This window comes from Sphingomonas sp. SORGH_AS_0789 (genome assembly GCF_031453055.1).
Lineage (GTDB): Bacteria > Pseudomonadota > Alphaproteobacteria > Sphingomonadales > Sphingomonadaceae > Sphingomonas.
Genome location: NZ_JAVIYV010000001.1, coordinates 1,694,673 through 1,714,621, shown reverse-complemented (window position 1 = coordinate 1,714,621; position 19,949 = coordinate 1,694,673). Strand labels below are relative to the sequence as shown.

Sequence of the window (19,949 nt, the reverse complement as noted above, 5' to 3'; positions counted from 1 at the left end):
CGGCGCACCGACGCTTGCCCGCCGCACGCCCGGCGGGCATGACGAAAAAATATGAGCGTCACGCCCCCGCCCCGCATCCTGATCGTCGCCGGTTCCGATTCAGGCGGGGGCGCCGGGATACAGGCGGATATCAAGACGGTGGCGATGCTGGGCGGCCATCCGATGACCGCGATCACCGCCATCACCGCACAGAACACGCTGGGCGTGCAGGCGGTGCACCCGGTGCCGACCGCGATGGTGATGGCGCAGATCGACAGCGTGCTGGCCGATATCGGCGCGGACGCGGTCAAGATCGGGATGATCGGATCGGCCGAAACCGCGCATGCGCTGGCCGACCGGCTGGAGACGCTGGACCTTCCGGTCGTGTTCGATCCCGTGATGATCGCGACCAGCGGGTCGGTGCTGGCCGATGCCGATGTCATCGCTGCCTTTCGCCGGTTCTTGGGGCTGGCCGCGCTGACCACCCCCAACCTGCCCGAACTCGCCGCGCTGGGGGGCGAGGCGATGGTCCGGCACCAGACGCGCGCGCTGCTGGTCAAGGGCGGCCATGGCGAGGGCCCGGTGATCGAGGACCGGCTGGTCGCGCCCGGCGGCGAGCAACGCTGGCAGCATCCCCGGCTCGACACGCGCTCGACCCATGGCACCGGCTGTACCCTGGCCAGCGCGATTGCGACCGGGCTGGGCCAGGGCATGGCGCTGGCGGATTCGGTCGACCGCGCCATCGCCTTCGTCCAGGCCGCGCTCGCCGCCGCACCGGGGCTGGGCCAGGGGCATGGCCCGATGGGGCATGGGCTGGGCATGGTCCCCTTCTATCACCTGCTCGCCGCGATCAGCCGCGAAGGCTGGGACGCCGCCGCCTTTGCGGCGCGCTGGGGGTAGCCCCATTCCTCCCCTGCGAGGGGAGGAATGGGCATCTTCCTATCCCGCTCGCACAACGATAAAGCCCCCGCCATGGTCGATCACAGCTTTCCCATGCCCCTGTGCGGCGTGGACGAGGCGGGGCGCGGGCCGCTGGCGGGGCCGGTGGTCGCGGCCGCCGTCATCCTTCCCGAGCGGGACTGCCCCGGCGGCATCAACGATTCCAAGAAGCTGACCGAAAAGACCCGCGCGCGCCTCTGTGCCGAGATCCGCGCCTGCGCGGTGGTCGGCGTGGGGATCGTCCATCCCGAGGAGATCGACCGGCTCAACATCTATTGGGCGACGATGAAGGCGATGACGCTGGCGGTCGACGCGGTGGTCGAGACGCTGGGCGGCCACCCCGCGCATGTGCTGGTCGACGGCAACCGCCTGCCCAAATGGGGCTATGCCGCCACCGCGATCGTCGGGGGCGATGCCAAGTCGCTGGCGATCGGCGCGGCCTCGATCGTGGCCAAGCATGTCCGCGACGAGATGATGATCGCGGCGGCCGAGCAATGGCCCGCTTATGGCTGGCACAGCAACAAGGGGTATGGCTCGGCGACGCATCTGGCGGCGCTGCGCGAACATGGCCCCTCGCCGCTCCACCGCCGCAGCTTCGCCCCCGTGGCGCAATGTTATCTGGACCTTTGATCCCGCGATCGGACAGGGCGAGGATTTTACGGGCGACCCGAGTCGCAATCGCCACACCCCGTCCCTTGGGGGCAGAGTTATCCACACCCCCAATATCTGCCACGAAATCGCAACACGTCGCCGAATCTGGCGGAATCACGCGAGTCGTGCATGCGAATCGCCTCTTGACGTGTGACTCATTCCGGGTGGATGCGAGGGTTCGAGGGTAGAAGGAACGTAGCATGGGGGTGATCCAGACGGTGGCAAAGCCGATCGGGACGCGGCCGGTATCGGCGCACCGCGAAAGCGACCTGCCGCTCGACCAGATCCTGATGGGCGACTGTATCGCGGCGCTCCGCTCGCTGCCCGACAAGTCGGTCGACATGGTGTTCGCCGACCCCCCCTATAACCTCCAGCTCGGCGGCGAGCTGTTCCGCCCCGATGGCAGCCATGTCGACGCCGTCACCGACGCCTGGGACAAGTTCGACACCTTCGCCGCCTATGACGCCTTCACCCGCGCCTGGCTGGCGGAATGCTACCGCGTCCTCAAGGACAATGGCTCGCTCTGGGTCATCGGCAGCTATCACAACATCTTCCGCGTCGGGACCGCGGTGCAGGATCTGGGCTTCTGGATCCTCAACGACATCATCTGGCGCAAGTCCAACCCCATGCCCAATTTCAAGGGCACCCGCTTCACCAACGCGCACGAAACGCTGATCTGGGCGTCGAAGGGCGAGAAGGCGAAATACACCTTCAACTATCGCTCGATGAAGACGCTGAACGACGAGATCCAGATGCGGTCGGACTGGGAATTCCCGATCTGCGGCGGTCAGGAGCGGTTGAAGAAGGACGGGCACAAGGTCCACCCGACCCAGAAGCCCGAGGCTTTGCTCTATCGCATCCTGCTGGCCTGCACCCGGCCCGGCGACGTGATCGCGGACCCCTTTTTCGGCACCGGCACGACCGGCGCGGTGGCCAAGCGGCTGGGCCGCCGCTGGATCGGGATCGAGCGCGAGCCGACCTATTGCGCCGCCGCGATCGAGCGGATCGAGGCCGCGCTGCCGCTCGACGAAAGCGCATTGGCGACGATGCAGAGCCCCAAGGCCCAGCCCAAGGTGGCGTTCGGCACGCTGGTCGAAAATGGCTATCTGATGCCCGGCATGCCGCTGATGGATGCCAAGCGCAAATGGCGCGCGACGGTCCGCGCAGACGGCTCGCTGCTGTCCGATTGCGGGCAGGCGGGGTCGATCCACCGGCTGGGCTCGCTGCTTCAGAACCGGCCGACCTGCAATGGCTGGACCTTCTGGCATTACGAACTGGAAGGCGCGCTGAAGCCGATCGACGCGATGCGCCAGACCTGGCTGCTGGCCACGCAACCGTAAAACGATCCTCCCCGGCACGGGGAGGGGGACCACCGCAAAGCGGTGGTGGAGGGGGATCGCCGCACGGGACGACCTATGTGGCAGCCCCCTCCGTCAGGGCTTCGCCCTGCCACCTCCCCGTGCCGGGGAGGATTTTAGGACAAGATCATGCACCTGCGCCCCATCCAGTTCGTCGATACCCCTGTGGGCCTGGAAGACGGCAGCGCCCTGCGTCTGGCGGGCGGGATGCAGTGGTTCTCGGCCTATGAGGTCCGCGAAGGAACCAGCCGTCGCATCGTCCCCGTTGCGCGCTTCGCAGCGGAACTGGGCGGCTCGCCCCGTGCCGACGCGCAGCACGCCGCCTTCACCGCTCCCCGTGCGCCCTGGGTGATGGGGCCGCGCACGCTGCGTTTCGACCAGCCTCAGGTCGCCGCCATCCTGAACGTCACCCCCGACAGCTTCTCCGACGGCGGCAAGCATGTCGGCGACCCCGCCGCGGCGGCGGACAGCGGCATGGCGATGGCGGCGATCGGCGCGAGCGTGATTGACCTGGGCGGCGAGTCCACCCGCCCCGGCGCGGCCACCGTGTGGGAAGGCGACGAGATCGCCCGCACCGCCCCCGTCATCGAGCGACTGGCGCGCGGCGGCGCATTGGTGTCGATCGACACGCGCAAGGCCGCCGTCATGGAGGCGGCGCTCGCGGCGGGGGCGGGCATCGTCAACGATGTCGCCGCGCTCCTGTGGGACGACCGCGCGCTGGAGGTGGTGGCGAAGGCGGGCTGCCCCGTGATCCTGATGCACTCCCCCGACCCCGACAAGGGCGGGCACGGCCGGGTCGGTTACGGCGATGTGCTGACGGACGTGTTCGACTGGCTGGAGGCGCGGGTCGCGGCCGTGGTGGCCGCCGGGGTCGATCGGTCGCGGATCATGGTCGATCCGGGCATCGGCTTCGGCAAGTCGCTGGCCGACAATCTCGCGCTGATCAACGGGCTGGCCCTGTTCCACGGCCTGGGTTGTCCGATCATGCTGGGCGCCAGCCGCAAGCGGATGATCGGTGCGCTGTCGAACGAAGCCCCGGTGGATGCCCGGCTCGGCGGCTCGCTGGCGCTGGCGCTGAAGGGGGCGGAGGCGGGGGTGCAGCTGATCCGCGTGCACGACGTGGCCGAGACGGTGCAGGCGCTGCATGTCTGGCGCGGCCTGCGCGACCGCGCCCTGATGGGATAGCACGGGGGACAAGCCCCTCGCTTTTCGCGCCCCGAACGCCCACATAGGGGCCATGCAGCGTCCCCAGCCCCAGATTATCCGTGTCATCGACCTGGAGACGACCGGACAGGCCCCGCCCACCCACGGCGTGTGCGAAATCGGGTGGCAAGATGTCGCGCTGGGCAAGGACGGCCGTTGGGAGCTGGAGGGCGAGGGCGGCAATATCCTGGTCAATCCCGGCCGCCCGATTCCGCCGATCACCCAGGCGATCCACCATATCCTGGACGAGCAGGTCGCCGACGCCCCCTGGTGGCATGATGTCGCGCGGCGCGTTCTCGACCCCTGGCCGCGTCGCCTGGCGCTGGCGGCGCACCGCGCCGATTTCGAGCAGCAATATTGCACCCCCGCCATGACCCAGTCCGCCGACTGGATCTGCACTTGGAAATGCGCGCTGCGCCTGTGGCCCGACAGCCCCAGCTTCTCCAACCAGGTCCTGCGCTACTGGCGCAAGCCCGCCGGGCTGGTGCATGAGCGCGGCCTGCCCATCCACCGCGCCTTTCCCGACGCCTATGTCACCGCGCACCATCTGCGCGACCAGCTGAACGAGGCGGGCCTGGCGCAGCTGCTGGAATGGTCGCGCAGCCCCGGCCTGTTGCCGCGCGTCCGCTATGGCCCCGATCGCGGCAAGGACTGGCGCGAGATCGACGAGGATTCGCTGATCGGGTTCCTGACCGACCGCGATCCCGATGTCCGCTTCACCGCCGAAACCGAGATGGCGCGGCGGCAGGGCGGCGGTCATGTCGGCCGCACCAGCCCGCAGCAAATGCTGCTGTAACGGCAGCGCAACTTCTCTGGTATCCACGACATTCCTCCGATAAGGCGTCGCGTCATGCAGGAGGGATCTCCCAAGCCGAGCGCCGATAATCCGATCGGCCGCATCCTGATCGCCGCGATGGTGACGGGGTTCATCGCGCTGATCATGGCCGCGATCGCGGCGGGCTATGCCATTCGCCAGACCAATCGGCATGGCGACTGGGTGGTCCACACCTATCAGGTCGAAAGCGTCCTCACCGAAGTGCGCCGCCTGGCCGAACAGAAGGAAACCGCGCGGCGCGGCTATATGCTGGCGGGAACGCCCGCCTTTCTGGCCAGCTTCGACCAGGCGCATGACCAGCTGATTCCGCGCCTGGCCGACCTCAAGCGCCTGACCGCCGACAACCCCGCCCAGGCGATCCCGATGCGCGCGGTCGAGCGCCGCCTGGCCGAGCTGGACGCCGCCCAGCGTGCGACCAACACGCTGGTCCAGGACGGGCTGGGGGCCGAGGCGCTGCGCCATTTCCGCGCCGACAGCGGGTTGCAGCGGATGCAGAAGCTGCGCGTGATGTTCAACCGGATGGGCCATGAGGAGCGGCGCCTGCTCCGCCTGCGCGACGGCGAACAGACCGCCAGCCGCCGCCTGTTCTCGGCGGTGGTCGGTGTCGCGGGGCTGTTGCTGGTGCTGGTCGCGGTCGTCTCGTTCCTGACCGTGCGCCGCTATACCCGCGACCTGACCCGGTCCCGCGCCGAGCTGGCCGACCTCAACGCCACGCTGGAGGAACAGGTCAAGGAACGCACCGCCGACCTGGCGCTGGCTAACGAGGAGATCCAGCGTTTCGCCTATATCGTCAGCCACGATCTGCGCTCGCCGCTGGTCAACGTGATGGGCTTCACCGCCGAGCTGTCCGCCGCGACCGAGCCGCTGGCCGCGCTGATCGACCGCGCCGAGGCGGAGGCGCCGCAGATCGTGACCGAGGAAGCCCGCCTCGCCGCGCGCGAAGATCTGCCCGAGGCGATCGGCTTCATCCGTACCTCGACCGCCAAGATGGACCGGCTGATCAACGCCATCCTGAAGCTCAGCCGCGAAGGACGCCGGGTGCTCGCGCCCGAGATGATCGCGCTCGACCAGCTGGCCGAACAGATCACCGACTCGATTCGCCATGTGATCGACGATCGCGGCGTCACCGTCACCATCGCGCGGCCGATGCCGGTGGTGGTCAGCGACCGGATCGCGCTGGAGCAGATCCTGTCCAACCTGATCGAGAATGCGACCAAATACCGCCACCCGACCCGCCCCGCCGAGGTGCATGTCTCCGCCGAGGAGACGCGCGGCCGGGTGATCGTCGCGGTGCGCGACAATGGGCGCGGCATCGACCCGCGCGATCACCAGCGCATCTTCGACCTGTTCCGCCGCTCGGGCCAGCAGGACCAGCCGGGCGAGGGCATAGGCCTGGCCCATGTCCGCGCGCTCGCCTATCGCCTGGGCGGTACGATTTCCGTCGAATCTCAACTGGGTGAAGGCGCGACCTTCTTCCTGTCGCTACCAGCCACCCTTTCCATCGAAAGCGCCTGAATGAACGACCATCGCTCTGTCGGCATCGTCATGATCGAGGACGACGAAGGCCATGCCCGCCTGATCGAGAAGAATATCCGCCGCGCGGGCATTCTGAACGACATCCGCCATTATACCGACGGCACCAGCGCGCTCGACTATCTGTTCAACGCGCCCGACGGCCCGGCGAAGAACGGCCCGGCGCTGGTCCTGCTCGACCTGAACCTGCCCGACATGAGCGGCACCGACATCCTGGCCAAGATCAAGGCGGAGGCCAGCCCGCTCAAGCGCACCCCGGTCGTCGTGCTGACCACGACCGACGACAAGGTCGAGATCCAGCGCTGCTACGACCTGGGCTGCAACGTCTATATCACCAAGCCGGTGAATTACGAGAATTTCGCCCAGGCGATCCGCCAGCTGGGCCTGTTCCTGTCGGTGATCCAGGTGCCTGAGGTCGAGGGCTGAGCCCCGCCCCCCGATGACGGACGCGGTCGCGCCCCACATCCTCTATATTGACGACGACGATGCGCTGCGTCGGCTGGTGTCGCGCGCGCTCGGGCGGCACGGCTATGCGGTGTCGTGCGCGGCATCGGGGGACGAGGGCGTCGCGCTGGCGGCGGCGGGCGATTTCGATCTGGTCGCGGTCGACCATTATATGCCCGGCATGGACGGGCTGGAAACGCTGGCCGCGATCACCGCGCTGCCCGACCCGCCGCCGGTCGTCTATGTGACGGGCTCGGACGAGGGGCGGATCGCGGTCGCCGCGCTGAAGGCCGGGGCGGCGGACTATGTGGTCAAGTCGGTCGGCGAGGATTTCTTCGCGCTGCTCGCCGCCAGCTTCGCGCAGGTGCTCGACCGCACCCGGCTTGAACGCGCCAAGGCCGTGGCCGAGGCCGAACTCCGCGCCTCCAATGCCCGGCTGGAGGCGATGCTGAGCGAGGTCAATCACCGCGTCGCCAATTCGTTGCAGCTGGTGTCCGCGATGATCGGGTTGCAGAAGGGCAGCCTGACGGATGCGCAGGCGCGCGAGGCGCTGGAGGATACGCAGCGCCGCATCCGGGCGATCGCGCAGGTGCATCGTCGGCTCTACACCGCCAACGATGTCGATCAGGTCGACCTGCGCGACTATCTGGGCGCGCTGGTCGAGGAACTGGGCGAGAGCTGGTCGCACCATAGCTGTCCGCGCACTTTGACCCTGTCCGCCGAGCCGATCCGGGTGAAGACCGACCGCGCGGTGTCGATCGGGGTGATCGTGACCGAGCTGGTCACCAATGCCTGCAAATATGCCTATCCCGACCGCGCGGGCGAGGTGCGCATCTTCCTGAGCCGCGTCGAGCAGGGCTGCGAGCTGGTGGTCGAGGATGACGGCTGCGGCATGGCGGTGGACCAGAAGCCGCAGGGCACCGGGCTGGGCGCCAAGCTGATCCGCGCAATGGCGCAGAGCCTGCAGACGACGCTGGATTACGACCCGAACCATGCCGGGGTCCGGGCGGTGTTGCGGATGGCGGTCTAGCGGGTCCGGCCCTTGGCCTTCGACTTCGCTCAGGCTGAACGGAGGTTGGATTTCACCGCACCTGTTCCCTCGCCCCGTTCAGCCTGAGCGAAGTCGAAGGCCACGCTCGCCCCTCCCCCAATCCGCCGCCAGCCCTGGCGCGCCGCCCGGTTCAGGGCTTGCGGAACTTGTAGACGAACTGGTCGGTGCGCCCGCGAATGGCGGGGTCGAAGACGTTCTTGCTGTGGTCGTCCTCAGGGTTGCGCAGGACGCGGCTCTCGCCGACGAAGCGGAAGCCGACCGACTGGACTTGGCGCTTCACATAGTCGGGGTCGATCCGGTGCGTCGTATTGGTGTCGGCCAGCCCCTTGCCCACCGTATCGGCGTGATCGATGATGACATAGGTCCCGCCCGACTTGAGCAGCTTGAACACCGCCTGGTCGAAGGCGCGCAGCGCGGGCTCGCCCGCATCCTTGTTGGCGACGTCATGGTAATTCTGGACGGTCCAGAACAGGTCGATCGGCTGGTCCGCCGCGGGGATGTTCACCGCCTGCACCTGCACGGTGGCGTTGGGCAGGTTCAGGGCCTGGATCGCGCCCAGCGACTTTTCGGCATAACGCTGCGCGGCGGCGGGCCAATAGGCATAGACATGCCCCTTCGGCCCGACGATGCCCGACAGGATACGGGTCCAATAGCCCTTGCCCGGCAGGTAATCGATCACCGTATCGCCCGGCTTCACGCCCGAGAAAGCGAGGACGGCGGCCGCCTGGCGCCGCGCGTCGTCGCCCGCCTGCTCGGCCCGCGCCGGATCGGCGAGCGCGGCGGTGATGTAGGCCGGGACGGCGGCAGGCTTGGCGGACGCGGCAGGCTTTTGCTGCGCGACCGCGACGGTCGCTCCCGCCGTCAGCATCAGTCCCAGTGCGATCGCCTTCATGCCTGCTCTCTCCTATGTTCTGATGCCGTCATCCCCCACCGCCGTTCAGTCTGAGCGTAGTCGAAGCCCAAGGGAAACGCGTGGCCTTCGACTTCGCTCAGACTGAACGGAGCGGGGGAATGGATAGTCCCGCTTACACGTCCAGATTCGCCACGTTCAGCGCGTTGTCCTGGATGAACTCGCGGCGCGGTTCGACCACTTCGCCCATCAACCGGCTGAACACCTCGTCCGCCGCCGCGACATCGTCCGAGGTCACGCGCAGCATCGAGCGGACGGCGGGATCGAGCGTGGTTTCCCACAGCTGCTCGGCATTCATCTCGCCCAACCCCTTGTAGCGCTGGATCGCCAGGCCCTTGCGGCCCGAGGTCAGGATCGCGTCGAGCAACTGGCTGGGCCGCGCCACGCGGGTCTCGCCGCGCGCCAGCGTGGTGCTGTGGCCCTCTTCGTCGGTCGGCACGACATCGGCCGAGGGCTCGGTCGCGGCGCTGCGCAGCGGCACCAGCTTGCCCGCCTGCGCGAAGCTCTCCGCCTGTTCGGCGGCCAGCGTGTGCAGCTTGCGCGCCTCGGCCGAGGCGATGAAGCTGGCCTCGACGATGTGGTGATCGGTCACGCCGCGCCACAGCCGCTCGAAATGGACGCCGCCATCCTCGGTCAGCCGCGCCGACCAGCGCGCCTCATGATCGCCCGATTCCAGCCGCCGCGTCGTCTCGGTGACGGTCGCCATGCGCTGCTCGCGGGTCAGCACGGGGTCGAGCGCACCGGCCAGCGCCAGCACCTCGATGATCGACGCGTCATAGCGGCGCGGCACATAGCGCATCAGGGTCCGCATCCGCCGCGCATGATCGACCAGCGCCTTCAGGTCGTTGCCCGACCGCGCGCCGCCCGGCCCCTCCAGCACCATGGTCGAGACGCCCGCCTCGACCAGATATTCGTCGAGCGCGGTGTCGTCCTTCAGGTACACCTCCGACCGTCCCTTGGTCGCCTTATAGAGCGGCGGCTGGGCGATATAGAGGTGCCCGCGCTCGATCAGCTCGGGCATCTGGCGATAGAAGAAGGTCAGCAGCAGCGTACGGATATGCGCGCCGTCGACGTCTGCATCGGTCATGATGACGATCTTGTGGTAACGCAGCTTGTCCGCGTTGAAATCGTCGCGGCCGATGCCGGTGCCCATCGCCTGAATGAGCGTGCCGATTTCCTTGGACGAGATCATGCGGTCGAACCGCGCGCGCTCGGTGTTCAGGATCTTGCCGCGCAAGGGGAGGATCGCCTGGAAATGGCGGTTGCGCCCCTGCTTGGCCGAACCACCGGCCGAGTCACCCTCGACCAGGAAGAGTTCGGACTTGGCGGGATCGCGCTCCTGGCAATCGGCCAGCTTGCCGGGCAGCGAGGCGATGTCCATCACGCCCTTGCGCCGGGTCAGCTCGCGGGCGCGCTTGGCGGCCTCGCGCGCGGCGGCGGCGTCGATGATCTTGGCGACGATCGCGCGGGCGTTCTGCGGATTTTCCTCCAGCCAGTCGGCCAGCTTGTCGGCGATCAGCGATTCCAGCGGCTGGCGCACCTCGGAGGAGACCAGCTTGTCCTTGGTCTGGCTGCTGAACTTCGGATCGGGCAGCTTCACCGAGACGATCGCGGTCAGGCCTTCGCGCATGTCGTCGCCGGTCAGCGTAACCTTCTCCTTCTTCAGAAGGCCCGACTTGTCGGCATAATTGTTGAGCGTGCGGGTCAGCGCCGCGCGGAACGCCGCGATATGGGTGCCGCCGTCGCGCTGGGGGATGTTGTTGGTGAACGCCAGGACGTTCTCGTAATAGCTGTCATTCCACTCCAGCGCGACGTCCATGCCGATCGCATCGCGCTGGCCATGGATGGCGATGGGTTCGGGGAAGAGCGGCGACTTGGAGCGGTCCAGCCACTTCACGAAGGCGGCGATGCCACCCTCATAGTATAGCTCGACGGTCTTGGGCTCGTCATGGCGCGCATCGGTCAGGAACAGGCGGACGCCCGAGTTCAGGAACGCCAGCTCGCGATAGCGATGCTCCAGCTTGTCGAAGTCGAACTCGGTGATCTTGAAGGTGGAAGGGGAAGGCAGGAAGGTGACGCGGGTGCCCTTCTGCCCCGGCTCGGCCTTGCCGACGACCTTCAGCGGCGCGACCGCATCGCCGTGCGCGAAGCGCATGTAATGTTCTTCGCCGTCGCGCCAGATGGTCAGGTCCAGGAACTCGGACAGCGCGTTGACCACCGACACGCCGACGCCGTGCAGGCCGCCCGACACCTTATAGGCATTGTCGTCCGACGTGTTCTCGAACTTGCCGCCCGCATGGAGCTGGGTCATGATGACCTCGGCCGCCGAAACGCCCTCTTCGGGGTGGATGCCGGTCGGGATGCCGCGGCCATTGTCGGTGACGCTGACCGAACCGTCGGCGTTCAACTGGATGTCGATGCGGTCGCAATGCCCCGCCAGCGCTTCGTCGATCGCATTGTCGCTGACCTCGAACACCATATGGTGCAGGCCCGAACCGTCGTCGGTGTCGCCGATATACATGCCCGGCCGCTTGCGCACCGCGTCGAGGCCCTTCAGCACCTTGATCGAGGAGGCGCCGTACTCATTCGTCTGGGGGGTATCTGCCATAGCGAGTATATAGGAATTCCGGCCCTCAAGGGGAAGCGAAATGGAAGGCGGCGGAACCCTTTCGCGCACCCCCGCACGCCGCCGGTCCGGGGGCGTCGAAACCGCCCGGCTGACGGGAATGTCACGCCCCGGTCGGGAGCGGGCAAGCCGCTCGCGCGTAGAATCCCCGCATCATCCGATGGGAGAGATATGATGACCGGCAGAACCCTGCTCCTGGCGACGGTTATGGCCGCGCTGCCCGTCTCGGCCCGACCGATGGGCCGCGACTATCCCGGCTGCGATCTGGCGCAGCAGCACCGCCTGCGCGCGCCCACCGGCGGCAAGGTCCGCGACCCGCGCCAGGCGCATGTCGCGATGCGCGCCAATATCCTGGAGGCGGACATCGGCAATGCCCGCAAGGCGCGCCGTCTGTCGCAGACCGAGGCGCAGGCCCTGTGGCACGATGTCGAGCAGGTTCGCCGCGACGCCGATCGCTTCGTGGCCCGACAGGGGTTCCTGAGCGCAGGCGAGACGGCGAGTCACGACCGCGCGCTCGACAGGGTGGCGGTGAGACTGTGCCGGTGAGGTGATGGGCTCTGCGAGGCACCATTGCCCTCCCCCATCCCCTCCCGCTTGCGGGAGGGGGGGCGTTGCGGGGCGACGTTCGGTGCACGCCGATAGCGGCCCCTGCCGTTGAACCGGAGCATGCCCCTCCCGCCAGCGGGAGGGGAGTCTCACCGAGCCTCCCGCAAATTTAGGGCGGATCGACATTCAGGTCTGCTTCTTCCCCTCTCCCCTGGACAGGGGAGAGGGTTAGCGAAGCTTGCCAGCCTGCTGGCTAGCGCAGCTTGGGTGAGGGGTTGAGCGAGCCCAAGGGCTCGCGCGCTGCGCGCATGCACCCCTCACCCAGCTCCGACTAAGCCTTTGCTTTCGCAAAGACCAAGTCTGCGCAACCCTCTCCCCTCTGCGAGGGGCGAGGGAAGGCAAGGCATTGCTGAATGCCGATCCCCCTAGAAAACGACCCGAGTCGCCTCCCCCGGCACATCGGCGAACAGCGCAGGCTCGGTCCCGGTCATCCACACCTGCCCCCGCCCGGACAACCGCTCGAACAACGCGGCGCGGCGGGACGGGTCGAGATGCGCCGCCACCTCGTCGAGCAGCAGCACCGGCGGCACCCCGCGCCGCTCGGTGACGAGGTCGGCATGCGCCAGCACGATGCCCAGCAGCAGCGCCTTCTGCTCGCCGGTCGAACATAGCGCCGCCGCCTGTCCCTTCGCCACATGCGTCACCGCCAGGTCGGCGCGGTGGGGTCCCACCAGCGTCCGTCCCGCCGCCGCATCGCGCCTGCGCCCCATTGCCAGCGCATGGGCGAAGGCGGCCGGGTCCACCGCCTCCCCCTGCAACGCCAGCGCGGCACGCGCGAACACGCTGTCGGGCACCTCCTCCAGCCGCTGGTCGAGCGCCGCGACCGCCGCGACGCGCGCGGCATCGACCGCCGCGCCATGCTCGACCATCCGCGCCTCCAGCGCGCTCAGCCAGTCGGGATCGACCGGGCCGTCGCTGGCGAGCAAGCGGTTGCGCTCGCGCATCGCCGCGTCATAGCGGGTCGCGTGCATCCCATGCGCCGGGGCCAGCGCCAGCACCAGCCGGTCGAGGAAGCGCCGCCGCTCCGACGCGGGCTCGACGAACAGCCGGTCCATCGCCGGGGTCAGCCACAGGACGGACAGCCAGTCGGCCAGCGCATTGGCGCTCGTCCCCGCGCCCTGCACCCGCACCACCCGCCGCTCGGGCGAGGAAGCGAGCGCGCCGGTCGCGATCTCGACATCGCCGTTCAGGGTCGCGGCGACGCCGAACCCGCCCTTGCCCCCCTGCCGCGCCATCGCCGACAGCGCCGCGCGCCGCAGCCCACGGCCCGGCGCGAGCAGCGACACCGCCTCCAGCACATTGGTCTTGCCCGCCCCATTCTCGCCGGTCAGCACGACGAACCCCGCACTGGGGTTCAGCGCGAGGTCGGCATGATTGCGGAAATCGGTGAGGATCAGGCGGGTGAGCATCGGGTCCGCCTTAAACGATCCTCCCCAGCATGGGGAGGTGGCAGGCCGAAGGCCTGACGGAGGGGGGCTTCCACACGGGACATCCCCCGCGGCGATCCCCCTCCACCACCCTGCGGGTGGTCCCCCTCCCCGCGAGCGGGGAGGATTTGGGTCTTACACCCGCATCGGCATCAGCACGTAGAGCGCAGGCGCCTTGTCATTCTCGCGGATCAGGGTCGGCGCGGCGGCGTCCGCCAGGTGGACTTCGACCAGGTCGCTGTCGATCTGCGCCAGGATGTCGAGGAGGTAGCGGCTGTTGAAGCCGATCTCGAAGCCCGGCGCGGTATATTCGCCCGGCACCTCTTCCGATGCGGTGCCGTTTTCGGGGCTGGTCACCGACAGGGTGATCCGGTCGCGGTCCAGCGCCATCTTCACCGCGCGGGTCTTTTCGGTCGCGATGGTCGAGACGCGGTCGACGCCCTGCATGAACGCCTTGGGGTCCAGCTTCAGGATCTTGTCGTTGGCGGTCGGGATGACGCGGCTGTAATCGGGGAAGGTGCCGTCGATCAGCTTGGAGGTCAGGATCGCCTGGCCCAGGTCGAAGCGGATCTTGGTGCCCGACAGCGACACGCCGACCGAGCCGTCCACCTCATCGAGCAGCTTGCGCAGCTCGGCGACGCATTTGCGGGGCACGATCACGTCGGGCATCCCCTCGGCGCCCTGCGGACGCTCGATGGTGACGCGCGCCAGGCGGTGGCCGTCGGTGGCGGCGGCCTTCAGCACGGGCGCGCCGTTATCCTCGGCGACGTGCAGGAAGATGCCGTTCAGATAATAGCGCGTCTCTTCGGTCGAGATGGCGAAGCGGGTCTTGTCGATGATCTGCTTGAGGAGTTCGACCGACAGCTCGAACTGGGTGGGCAGTTCCCCTTCCGCGATGACCGGGAAGTCGTCGCGCGGCAGGGTGCCCAGCGAGAAGCGCGCGCGGCCCGCGACGATGGTCATGCGCCCCTCGGCGGCGGTCAGCTGGACCTGCGCGCCCTCGGGCAGCTTGCGCGCGATGTCGAACAGCGTGTGCGCCGACACGGTGGTCGAACCCGGCTGGTCGACGGCGGCGGCGACGCTGTCGTTGATCTGGAGGTCGAGGTCGGTCGCCATCATGCGCAACTGACCCTCGGCCGTCGCCTCCAGCAGCACGTTGGAGAGGATCGGAATCGTGTTCCGCCGCTCCACCACCGACTGGACATGGCTCAATCCCTTGAGCAGCGTTGCGCGTTCGATCGTCGCCTTCATCTCGAAATCCCCCGCCGGAACGACCGCATGGTCCGATTCCGATAGTGATAAATGGCCTTGGTTCCTACCCGCGAAGAAGGGGCCGGAGCAAGGCTCCGACCCCTCCAACATTGGGGTAAAACCACCGTTAATGTGGAAAACCCGCGATCCTTTAGAAACGCAGGCCCAGGCCGGCCATCAACTGGTGGCGGTTCGGGTTGATGCCGACGCCGTCCAGTTCGTCATAATGCGAGTAGCGATATTCGCCCTTCACGAAGGTGTTCGGGCTGATCGCATATTCCAGGCCCGCGCCCAGGCGATAGCCGCCGACTTCCTGCGAATTGACGGTGGTGACGCCCGCCGTGGTGTAGCGCGCATCGAACTTGGCGTTGGTGTAACCGGCCTTCAGATAGCCCAGCGCGACCGGCGAGATCACATAGCCGACGCGCGCACCGGCATAGAGATCGCGTCCCGCGCCCAGGCGGAATTCGTCGCCCGCGACGCGGATGCCGTTGCTGCGCGTGTCCGAGCTGCTGCCCGAAATCTCGCCCTCGGCGCCCAGGATCACCGGGCCTGCCGGGATGTCATAGCCGATGCCGGCGCCGTAGAGCACGCCGTCGCTCGAACTCTTGTCCTGTCCCTGGCGGTCGTTCAGGCTGTCATAGCCGATCAGCCCTTCGACGCGGAAACCCGTGAAGGGCTGGCCCGTGGTCGTCTGGGCGGCGGCGGGGGCCGCAGCGGCGATGGCGGCCGAGGTCGCCAGGGCGGCGAGCATGAGCTTACGCATAACTTACTCCGTTACTGTACAGGCCGCCGTTACAGGTGGCGGTCGCACGCTCAATGACGGGAAAGCGCCTGCGTTGCATGAACCTCAGCTAAACAGGAAAAAGCGTTGCATACGCGCAACAGCCGCGACAGGGATGCGGCCATGGCGACCCCCGATGCCCAGCCTGCCCGACGCGGCCGCGACTATATCGCCCGGCATGGCGAAACCGTCTTCAACCGGATCGGACGCATCCAGGGCGACCGGGTCGACCTGCACACCCCGCTGACCCGCAAGGGCTTTGCCCAGGCCGATGCGATCGGCACGATGCTGCGCGAACGGCTGGGTGAAGGTCCCGCGCTGACCCTCTGGTCCTCGCCCGCCGGCCGCGCGTTGCAGACGCTGGCGGTCATCGCCGAGCATCTGGAGCTGGACTGGCACCGGACGCATCAGGACGTCCGGCTGATCGAACTGGGGTTCGGCAGCTGGGGCGGCCGCACCCTGGCCGAGCTGACCGCGACCCATGGCTCCGTCGTCCATCCGCATGGCATGGCGGTGGCCGCCCCCGATGGCGAGACCTATGTGGCGATGGCCCAACGGCTGGGGCGATGGATGGCCGATACGCACGACCATGACGGCGATCGCCTGATCCTGATGCACGGCCTGTCCAGCCGGGTGCTGCGCGGGCTGCTGCTGGGCCTGGCCGACGACGTGCATTGCGGCGTGCCGGTCGCCGAGCGCCTGCCGCAGGGGTCGATCGTGATGATCGAGCGGGGGCACGAGACGCTGGTCCACCGGCCTTCGGCATGAGACGGCTGGCGCTGATCCTGCTGTTCGCCGCCGCGCCCGCCTCCGCGCGCGAGACGATCGGCATCTACAAGGGCTGGGGCGCGTTTCGCGATCCGGGCCGCTGCTATGCCATCGCCCGACCGGTGCTGGCCAATGGGCGGACCGGCGGTTTCGCCAGCGTCGGCACCTGGCCCGCCAAGCGACTCCGCGCCTCCTTCGCGCTACGGCTCAGCCTGCCGCGCGACCGCGAGACGCCGGTGACGCTGTCGATCGGCGAGCGGCGCTTTCCGCTGGTCGGCACCGACCGACTGCTCTGGGCGCCCGATGCCGCGACCGACCATGCGCTGGTCATGGCGATGCGGTCGGGGCGCAGCATGAGCGTCTCGGCGGTCGATCCCGGCCGCCGCCCCTTCGCCGACACCTATGCGCTGGCGGGCGCGGCGGCGGCGATCGATGCCGCGACTCTGTCCTGCGTGACGCGTCCTTAGCCATCCATCGGGTGCCTCCTCGTACCAGTGGAAATGGATGCGATTTTGCGCTATGGCCACGCGATGCAGACAGTTTCGGCCGCCCCCATGCCCATCCCCGGGCACATCGATCCCGTGCCCGTGCCGCGCGGCGTGCAACCGCGCCCCGATGGCCGAGTCGACCTGATCGGGCTGACCAAGGACCAGTTGCGCGAGGCGCTGCTGTCCGGCGGCATGGAGCTGAAACAGGCCAAGCTGCGCTCCAAGCAGATCTGGCACTGGCTCTACAATCGCGGCGCGACGCGTTTCACCGACATGACCGACATCGCCAAGGCACAGCATCCCTGGCTGGAGGAACGCTTCGTCATCGGCCGCCCCGACGTGGTCGAGGCGCAGGTGTCGAGCGACGGCACGCGCAAATGGCTGCTCCGCTCGCCCGACGGGCAGGATTACGAGATGGTGTTCATCCCCGACGCGGATCGGGGCACTCTGTGCGTGTCGAGCCAGGTCGGCTGCACGCTCAACTGCCGTTTCTGCCACACCGGCACGATGCGCCTGGTGCGCAACCTGACCGCCGGCGAGATCGTCGGGCAGGTGATGCTGGCGCGCGACTCGCTGGGCGAATGGCCCAGCCAGCCCGAGGGGCGGATGCTGACCAACATCGTCATGATGGGCATGGGCGAGCCGCTCTATAATTTCGACGCGGTGCGTGACGCGCTGAAGCTGGTGATGGACGGCGACGGCCTGGCGCTGTCCAAGCGTCGCATCACCCTGTCGACCAGCGGCGTCGTCCCGATGATGGCGCGCGCGGGGGCGGAGATCGGCGTCAACCTGGCCGTGTCGCTCCACGCGGTGACCAAGGACGTGCGCGACGAGCTGGTCCCGCTCAACAAGAAATACGGCATCGAGGAACTGCTTCAGGCCTGTGCCGACTATCCCGGCGCCAACAATGCCCGGCGCATCACCTTCGAATATGTGATGCTGAAGGACAAGAACGACTCGGACGCCGATGCGCACGAGCTGGTCCGGCTGCTGCGCCATTACGACTTGCCCGCCAAGGTGAACCTGATCCCGTTCAACCCCTGGCCGGGCGCCGATTACGAATGCTCGACCCCGGAGCGGATCCGCCGCTTCTCCGACATCGTGTTCGAGGGCGGCATCTCGGCGCCGGTGCGCACCCCGCGTGGGCGCGACATCGACGCGGCCTGCGGCCAGCTGAAGACCGCCGCCGAGAAGAAGAGCCGCGCGCAGCTCGACCGCGAGGCGGAAGAGAAGTTCGCGGCGCTGGGCTGATCTTTTCCTCCCCTGCAAGGGGAGGTGGCAGGCCGAAGGCCTGACGGAGGGGTGTCGCGCTATCGAGAGGGAGCGGCAGGTCGGATTGCCCCCGGCAATCCTCGAACCTGCGGGGTAGGTTCGACCTGCCACTCCCCTCCGACGCGCTTCGCGCGCCACCTCCCCTTGCAGGGGAGGAATGCCCAAGTGCTTGCCGCCCGCCCTCGGTTGAGGCACGGAAGCTCCGCACCATGCGTTACCCGCCCCGATGATCGACTGGACCTTTCTCGCGCTTGCCGCCGCCGGGGGCTTTGTCGGGGGTGCGATGAACGCGCTGGCGGGCGGGGGGAGTTTCTCGACCATGCCGACGCTGATCGCACTCGGCCTGCCCTCCACCATCGCCAACGCCACCTCGAACGTCGCGCTGCAACCCGCCGCGATGGCCAGCGTCTGGGCCTATCGCCATGGGCTGGAGCCGGTGATGGGCGTGTCGATGCGCCGGATGGCGGCGATCACCTTCTGCTTCGCGCTGCTGGGCAGCGTGCTGCTGTTCCTGACGCCGCCGCGTGCCTTCGACCTGATCGTGCCCTGGCTGTTGCTGACCGCGACGATCGCCATTGCCGCCGGGCGCCATGCCTCGGACTGGCTGGCGCGGATCGCCCGGCCCGGCCCCCGCGCGCTGATCGGCGCCCAGGCGGTGCTGGGCATTTACGGCGGCTATTTCGGCGGCGGCATCGGCATGATGCTGACCGCCGCCTGGGGCTTGCTGTCGGGCCGCAACCCGGCGCAGCTGGCCGCGCCGCGCACGCTGATGCTGGCGACCGCCAACGCGGCCGCCACGCTGGTGTTCGTCGTCACCGGCATGGTCGCCTGGGCCCAGTGCCTGCCGATGCTGGCGGGCGGGATAGCGGGCGGGTGGAGCGGTGCGCTGATCGGGCGCAAGCTGCCCCCCGGCCTGATCCGTGGCTGGACGCTGCTCCTGACGACGGTGACGACGGCGGTGTTCTTCTGGCGCGGCTATGCCTGACTGGCTTTGAGCAGCGGCATGGCGGGCATCGACTCGATCTCCGCCACCAGCGCCCGCATCGCGACCTCTTCCTTGCGGAGCCACTGCGCGATCTCGAAGCGCAGCTCGGCGGTGGCGTGGCGATAGCCGACCCAGTCCTTGACGATCGCCTCGATCGGCCAGCGCGATACGAAGCCCGAGATACGCTGGCGATAGGCGGGGACATGCGCCTGCAAGGCCAGCCAGCCAGCGCCGCCGGGCGTATGGGCCAGCCGCTCGGCGGCGGGCAGCGCCGTACCGGTCAGCCAGGTCGCGCGCTGGCGACTGACATTGGAGATCAACCAGCGGTTGCGACTCAGCGCAACGGGATCGGGCGCGGACGCGCCGCACAGGGCGCGATGTTGGGTCATGACGCGCGTCAACTCTTCGCGCATGTGCAGCCATTCGGACAGCATAAGGGGTGCCTCGACACAATCGGGACCGCATGGCGCCCTGCCCTGGTCGAGCCCCACCCCGGCCCGGACCGCCGCAAGGAACATGCGGTGAGAAATAGAGTTTGCGCCAGGATCGACCCACCCCCGGCCATCCCGCGCCATCGCACCAGCATATTATCGAATCATCACATGCCTCCCATTGGGCAGGCATTTTTGGCTATATAATCTAAATCAACGTTTAATGGCCGCGCTGGCCGCCTCCCCCGCGGGTCGATGGTGAAGCCAGTCGCGGTGCAGCAGCCTTCTTCCCTCTCCCCTGGACAGGGGAGAGGGTTAGCGAAGCTTGCCAGCCTGCTGGCTAGCGCAGCTTGGGTGAGGGGTTGAGCGAGCCCAAAGGCTCGCGCGCTGCGCGCATCCACCCCTCAC

Annotated in this window: 19 protein-coding genes; 13 read left to right on the top strand and 6 right to left on the bottom strand. The window is 68.2% G+C overall.

Annotation, left to right across the window (positions count from 1 at the left end; all coding sequences use genetic code 11):
- Positions 1–51: 51 nt before the first annotated feature.
- The 8 genes from thiD (at position 52) to QE360_RS07940 (ending at position 7,972) form a co-directional block, all read left to right on the top strand.
- Positions 52–879 carry a bifunctional hydroxymethylpyrimidine kinase/phosphomethylpyrimidine kinase gene (gene thiD / locus QE360_RS07975; protein WP_309697781.1) on the top strand — a complete coding sequence of 276 codons (828 nt, stop codon included), beginning with the start codon at positions 52–54 and terminating at the stop codon, positions 877–879.
- A gap of 72 nt (positions 880–951) precedes the next feature.
- The gene (locus QE360_RS07970) at positions 952–1,548 is read left to right on the top strand and encodes a ribonuclease HII (protein WP_309700623.1); all 597 of its coding nucleotides are present in this window, start codon (positions 952–954) and stop codon (positions 1,546–1,548) included.
- Positions 1,549–1,769: 221 nt separating this feature from the next.
- Positions 1,770–2,909: a site-specific DNA-methyltransferase gene (locus QE360_RS07965; protein WP_307101120.1), complete on the top strand. Its 1,140-nt coding sequence runs from the start codon at positions 1,770–1,772 to the stop codon at positions 2,907–2,909.
- A gap of 147 nt (positions 2,910–3,056) precedes the next feature.
- Positions 3,057–4,112, top strand: coding sequence for a dihydropteroate synthase (gene folP / locus QE360_RS07960; protein ID WP_309700621.1), 1,056 nt, complete (start codon positions 3,057–3,059; stop codon positions 4,110–4,112).
- A gap of 52 nt (positions 4,113–4,164) precedes the next feature.
- Entirely contained in the window at positions 4,165–4,926 is a 762-nt protein-coding gene (locus QE360_RS07955; RefSeq protein ID WP_309700619.1) for an exonuclease domain-containing protein, read from the top strand.
- A gap of 54 nt (positions 4,927–4,980) precedes the next feature.
- Positions 4,981–6,480 carry an ATP-binding protein gene (locus QE360_RS07950; protein WP_309700617.1) on the top strand — a complete coding sequence of 500 codons (1,500 nt, stop codon included), beginning with the start codon at positions 4,981–4,983 and terminating at the stop codon, positions 6,478–6,480.
- On the top strand, positions 6,481–6,924 hold the full coding sequence (locus QE360_RS07945; RefSeq protein ID WP_309700615.1) for a response regulator: 444 nt from the start codon (positions 6,481–6,483) through the stop codon (positions 6,922–6,924). It abuts the gene before it with no gap.
- Between the two features lie 13 nt (positions 6,925–6,937).
- Positions 6,938–7,972 carry a histidine kinase dimerization/phosphoacceptor domain -containing protein gene (locus QE360_RS07940; RefSeq protein ID WP_309700613.1) on the top strand — a complete coding sequence of 345 codons (1,035 nt, stop codon included), beginning with the start codon at positions 6,938–6,940 and terminating at the stop codon, positions 7,970–7,972.
- 151 nt (positions 7,973–8,123) lie between these two features.
- On the opposite strand, the gene QE360_RS07935 is transcribed toward QE360_RS07940, so the two are convergent.
- Together QE360_RS07935 and gyrB are read right to left on the bottom strand one after the other, a co-directional pair.
- A complete protein-coding gene (locus QE360_RS07935; protein WP_309700611.1) occupies positions 8,124–8,885 on the bottom strand; it encodes a methyltransferase in 762 nt (253 codons plus the stop codon).
- 133 nt (positions 8,886–9,018) lie between these two features.
- On the bottom strand, positions 9,019–11,511 hold the full coding sequence (gyrB, locus tag QE360_RS07930) for a DNA topoisomerase (ATP-hydrolyzing) subunit B (RefSeq protein ID WP_309700609.1): 2,493 nt from the start codon (positions 11,509–11,511) through the stop codon (positions 9,019–9,021).
- A gap of 189 nt (positions 11,512–11,700) precedes the next feature.
- On the opposite strand from gyrB, the gene QE360_RS07925 reads away from it, so the two are divergent.
- Complete coding sequence (locus QE360_RS07925) at positions 11,701–12,075, top strand: hypothetical protein (RefSeq protein ID WP_309700607.1); 375 nt, start codon at positions 11,701–11,703, stop codon at positions 12,073–12,075.
- A gap of 425 nt (positions 12,076–12,500) precedes the next feature.
- On the opposite strand, the gene recF is transcribed toward QE360_RS07925, so the two are convergent.
- From recF to QE360_RS07910, 3 genes are all read right to left on the bottom strand, one after another.
- Positions 12,501–13,544, bottom strand: a complete 1,044-nt coding sequence (recF, locus tag QE360_RS07920; protein WP_309700605.1) for a DNA replication/repair protein RecF — start codon at positions 13,542–13,544, stop codon at positions 12,501–12,503.
- A 153-nt stretch (positions 13,545–13,697) separates the two neighbouring features.
- Positions 13,698–14,813, bottom strand: coding sequence for a DNA polymerase III subunit beta (gene dnaN, locus QE360_RS07915; protein ID WP_307101139.1), 1,116 nt, complete (start codon positions 14,811–14,813; stop codon positions 13,698–13,700).
- A 151-nt stretch (positions 14,814–14,964) separates the two neighbouring features.
- Entirely contained in the window at positions 14,965–15,579 is a 615-nt protein-coding gene (locus tag QE360_RS07910; RefSeq protein ID WP_309697803.1) for an outer membrane beta-barrel protein, read from the bottom strand.
- A 141-nt stretch (positions 15,580–15,720) separates the two neighbouring features.
- Here QE360_RS07910 and QE360_RS07905 point away from each other — a divergent pair, with 141 nt between their 5' ends.
- From QE360_RS07905 to QE360_RS07890, 4 genes are all read left to right on the top strand, one after another.
- The gene (locus QE360_RS07905; protein WP_309700601.1) at positions 15,721–16,365 is read left to right on the top strand and encodes a histidine phosphatase family protein; all 645 of its coding nucleotides are present in this window, start codon (positions 15,721–15,723) and stop codon (positions 16,363–16,365) included.
- Positions 16,362–16,832 (top strand): hypothetical protein, encoded by a 471-nt coding sequence (locus QE360_RS07900; protein WP_309700599.1) that lies wholly within the window; start codon positions 16,362–16,364, stop codon positions 16,830–16,832. The genes QE360_RS07905 and QE360_RS07900 overlap by 4 nt, the downstream gene beginning before the upstream one ends.
- A gap of 87 nt (positions 16,833–16,919) precedes the next feature.
- A complete protein-coding gene (gene rlmN, locus QE360_RS07895) occupies positions 16,920–18,104 on the top strand; it encodes a 23S rRNA (adenine(2503)-C(2))-methyltransferase RlmN (RefSeq protein WP_309700597.1) in 1,185 nt (394 codons plus the stop codon).
- 247 nt (positions 18,105–18,351) lie between these two features.
- A complete protein-coding gene (locus QE360_RS07890; RefSeq protein WP_309700595.1) occupies positions 18,352–19,110 on the top strand; it encodes a sulfite exporter TauE/SafE family protein in 759 nt (252 codons plus the stop codon).
- Here the strand turns inward: QE360_RS07890 and QE360_RS07885 are convergent.
- On the bottom strand, positions 19,101–19,499 hold the full coding sequence (locus tag QE360_RS07885; protein ID WP_309700593.1) for a hypothetical protein: 399 nt from the start codon (positions 19,497–19,499) through the stop codon (positions 19,101–19,103). The genes QE360_RS07890 and QE360_RS07885 overlap by 10 nt on opposite strands.
- Positions 19,500–19,949 lie beyond the last annotated feature (450 nt).

Coding starts and splice junctions, on each gene's coding strand:
- QE360_RS07910 (WP_309697803.1), bottom strand. CDS start 15,579: ATGCGTAAGCTCATGCTCGCCGCCCTGGCGACCTCGGCCGCCATCGCC.
- gyrB (WP_309700609.1), bottom strand. CDS start 11,511: ATGGCAGATACCCCCCAGACGAATGAGTACGGCGCCTCCTCGATCAAG.
- rlmN (WP_309700597.1), top strand. CDS start 16,920: ATGCCCATCCCCGGGCACATCGATCCCGTGCCCGTGCCGCGCGGCGTG.
- dnaN (WP_307101139.1), bottom strand. CDS start 14,813: ATGAAGGCGACGATCGAACGCGCAACGCTGCTCAAGGGATTGAGCCAT.
- folP (WP_309700621.1), top strand. CDS start 3,057: ATGCACCTGCGCCCCATCCAGTTCGTCGATACCCCTGTGGGCCTGGAA.
- recF (WP_309700605.1), bottom strand. CDS start 13,544: ATGCTCACCCGCCTGATCCTCACCGATTTCCGCAATCATGCCGACCTC.
- QE360_RS07900 (WP_309700599.1), top strand. CDS start 16,362: ATGAGACGGCTGGCGCTGATCCTGCTGTTCGCCGCCGCGCCCGCCTCC.
- QE360_RS07890 (WP_309700595.1), top strand. CDS start 18,352: ATGATCGACTGGACCTTTCTCGCGCTTGCCGCCGCCGGGGGCTTTGTC.
- QE360_RS07940 (WP_309700613.1), top strand. CDS start 6,938: ATGACGGACGCGGTCGCGCCCCACATCCTCTATATTGACGACGACGAT.
- QE360_RS07935 (WP_309700611.1), bottom strand. CDS start 8,885: ATGAAGGCGATCGCACTGGGACTGATGCTGACGGCGGGAGCGACCGTC.
- QE360_RS07950 (WP_309700617.1), top strand. CDS start 4,981: ATGCAGGAGGGATCTCCCAAGCCGAGCGCCGATAATCCGATCGGCCGC.
- QE360_RS07905 (WP_309700601.1), top strand. CDS start 15,721: ATGGCGACCCCCGATGCCCAGCCTGCCCGACGCGGCCGCGACTATATC.
- QE360_RS07955 (WP_309700619.1), top strand. CDS start 4,165: ATGCAGCGTCCCCAGCCCCAGATTATCCGTGTCATCGACCTGGAGACG.
- thiD (WP_309697781.1), top strand. CDS start 52: ATGAGCGTCACGCCCCCGCCCCGCATCCTGATCGTCGCCGGTTCCGAT.
- QE360_RS07885 (WP_309700593.1), bottom strand. CDS start 19,499: ATGACCCAACATCGCGCCCTGTGCGGCGCGTCCGCGCCCGATCCCGTT.
- QE360_RS07925 (WP_309700607.1), top strand. CDS start 11,701: ATGATGACCGGCAGAACCCTGCTCCTGGCGACGGTTATGGCCGCGCTG.
- QE360_RS07970 (WP_309700623.1), top strand. CDS start 952: ATGGTCGATCACAGCTTTCCCATGCCCCTGTGCGGCGTGGACGAGGCG.
- QE360_RS07965 (WP_307101120.1), top strand. CDS start 1,770: ATGGGGGTGATCCAGACGGTGGCAAAGCCGATCGGGACGCGGCCGGTA.
- QE360_RS07945 (WP_309700615.1), top strand. CDS start 6,481: ATGAACGACCATCGCTCTGTCGGCATCGTCATGATCGAGGACGACGAA.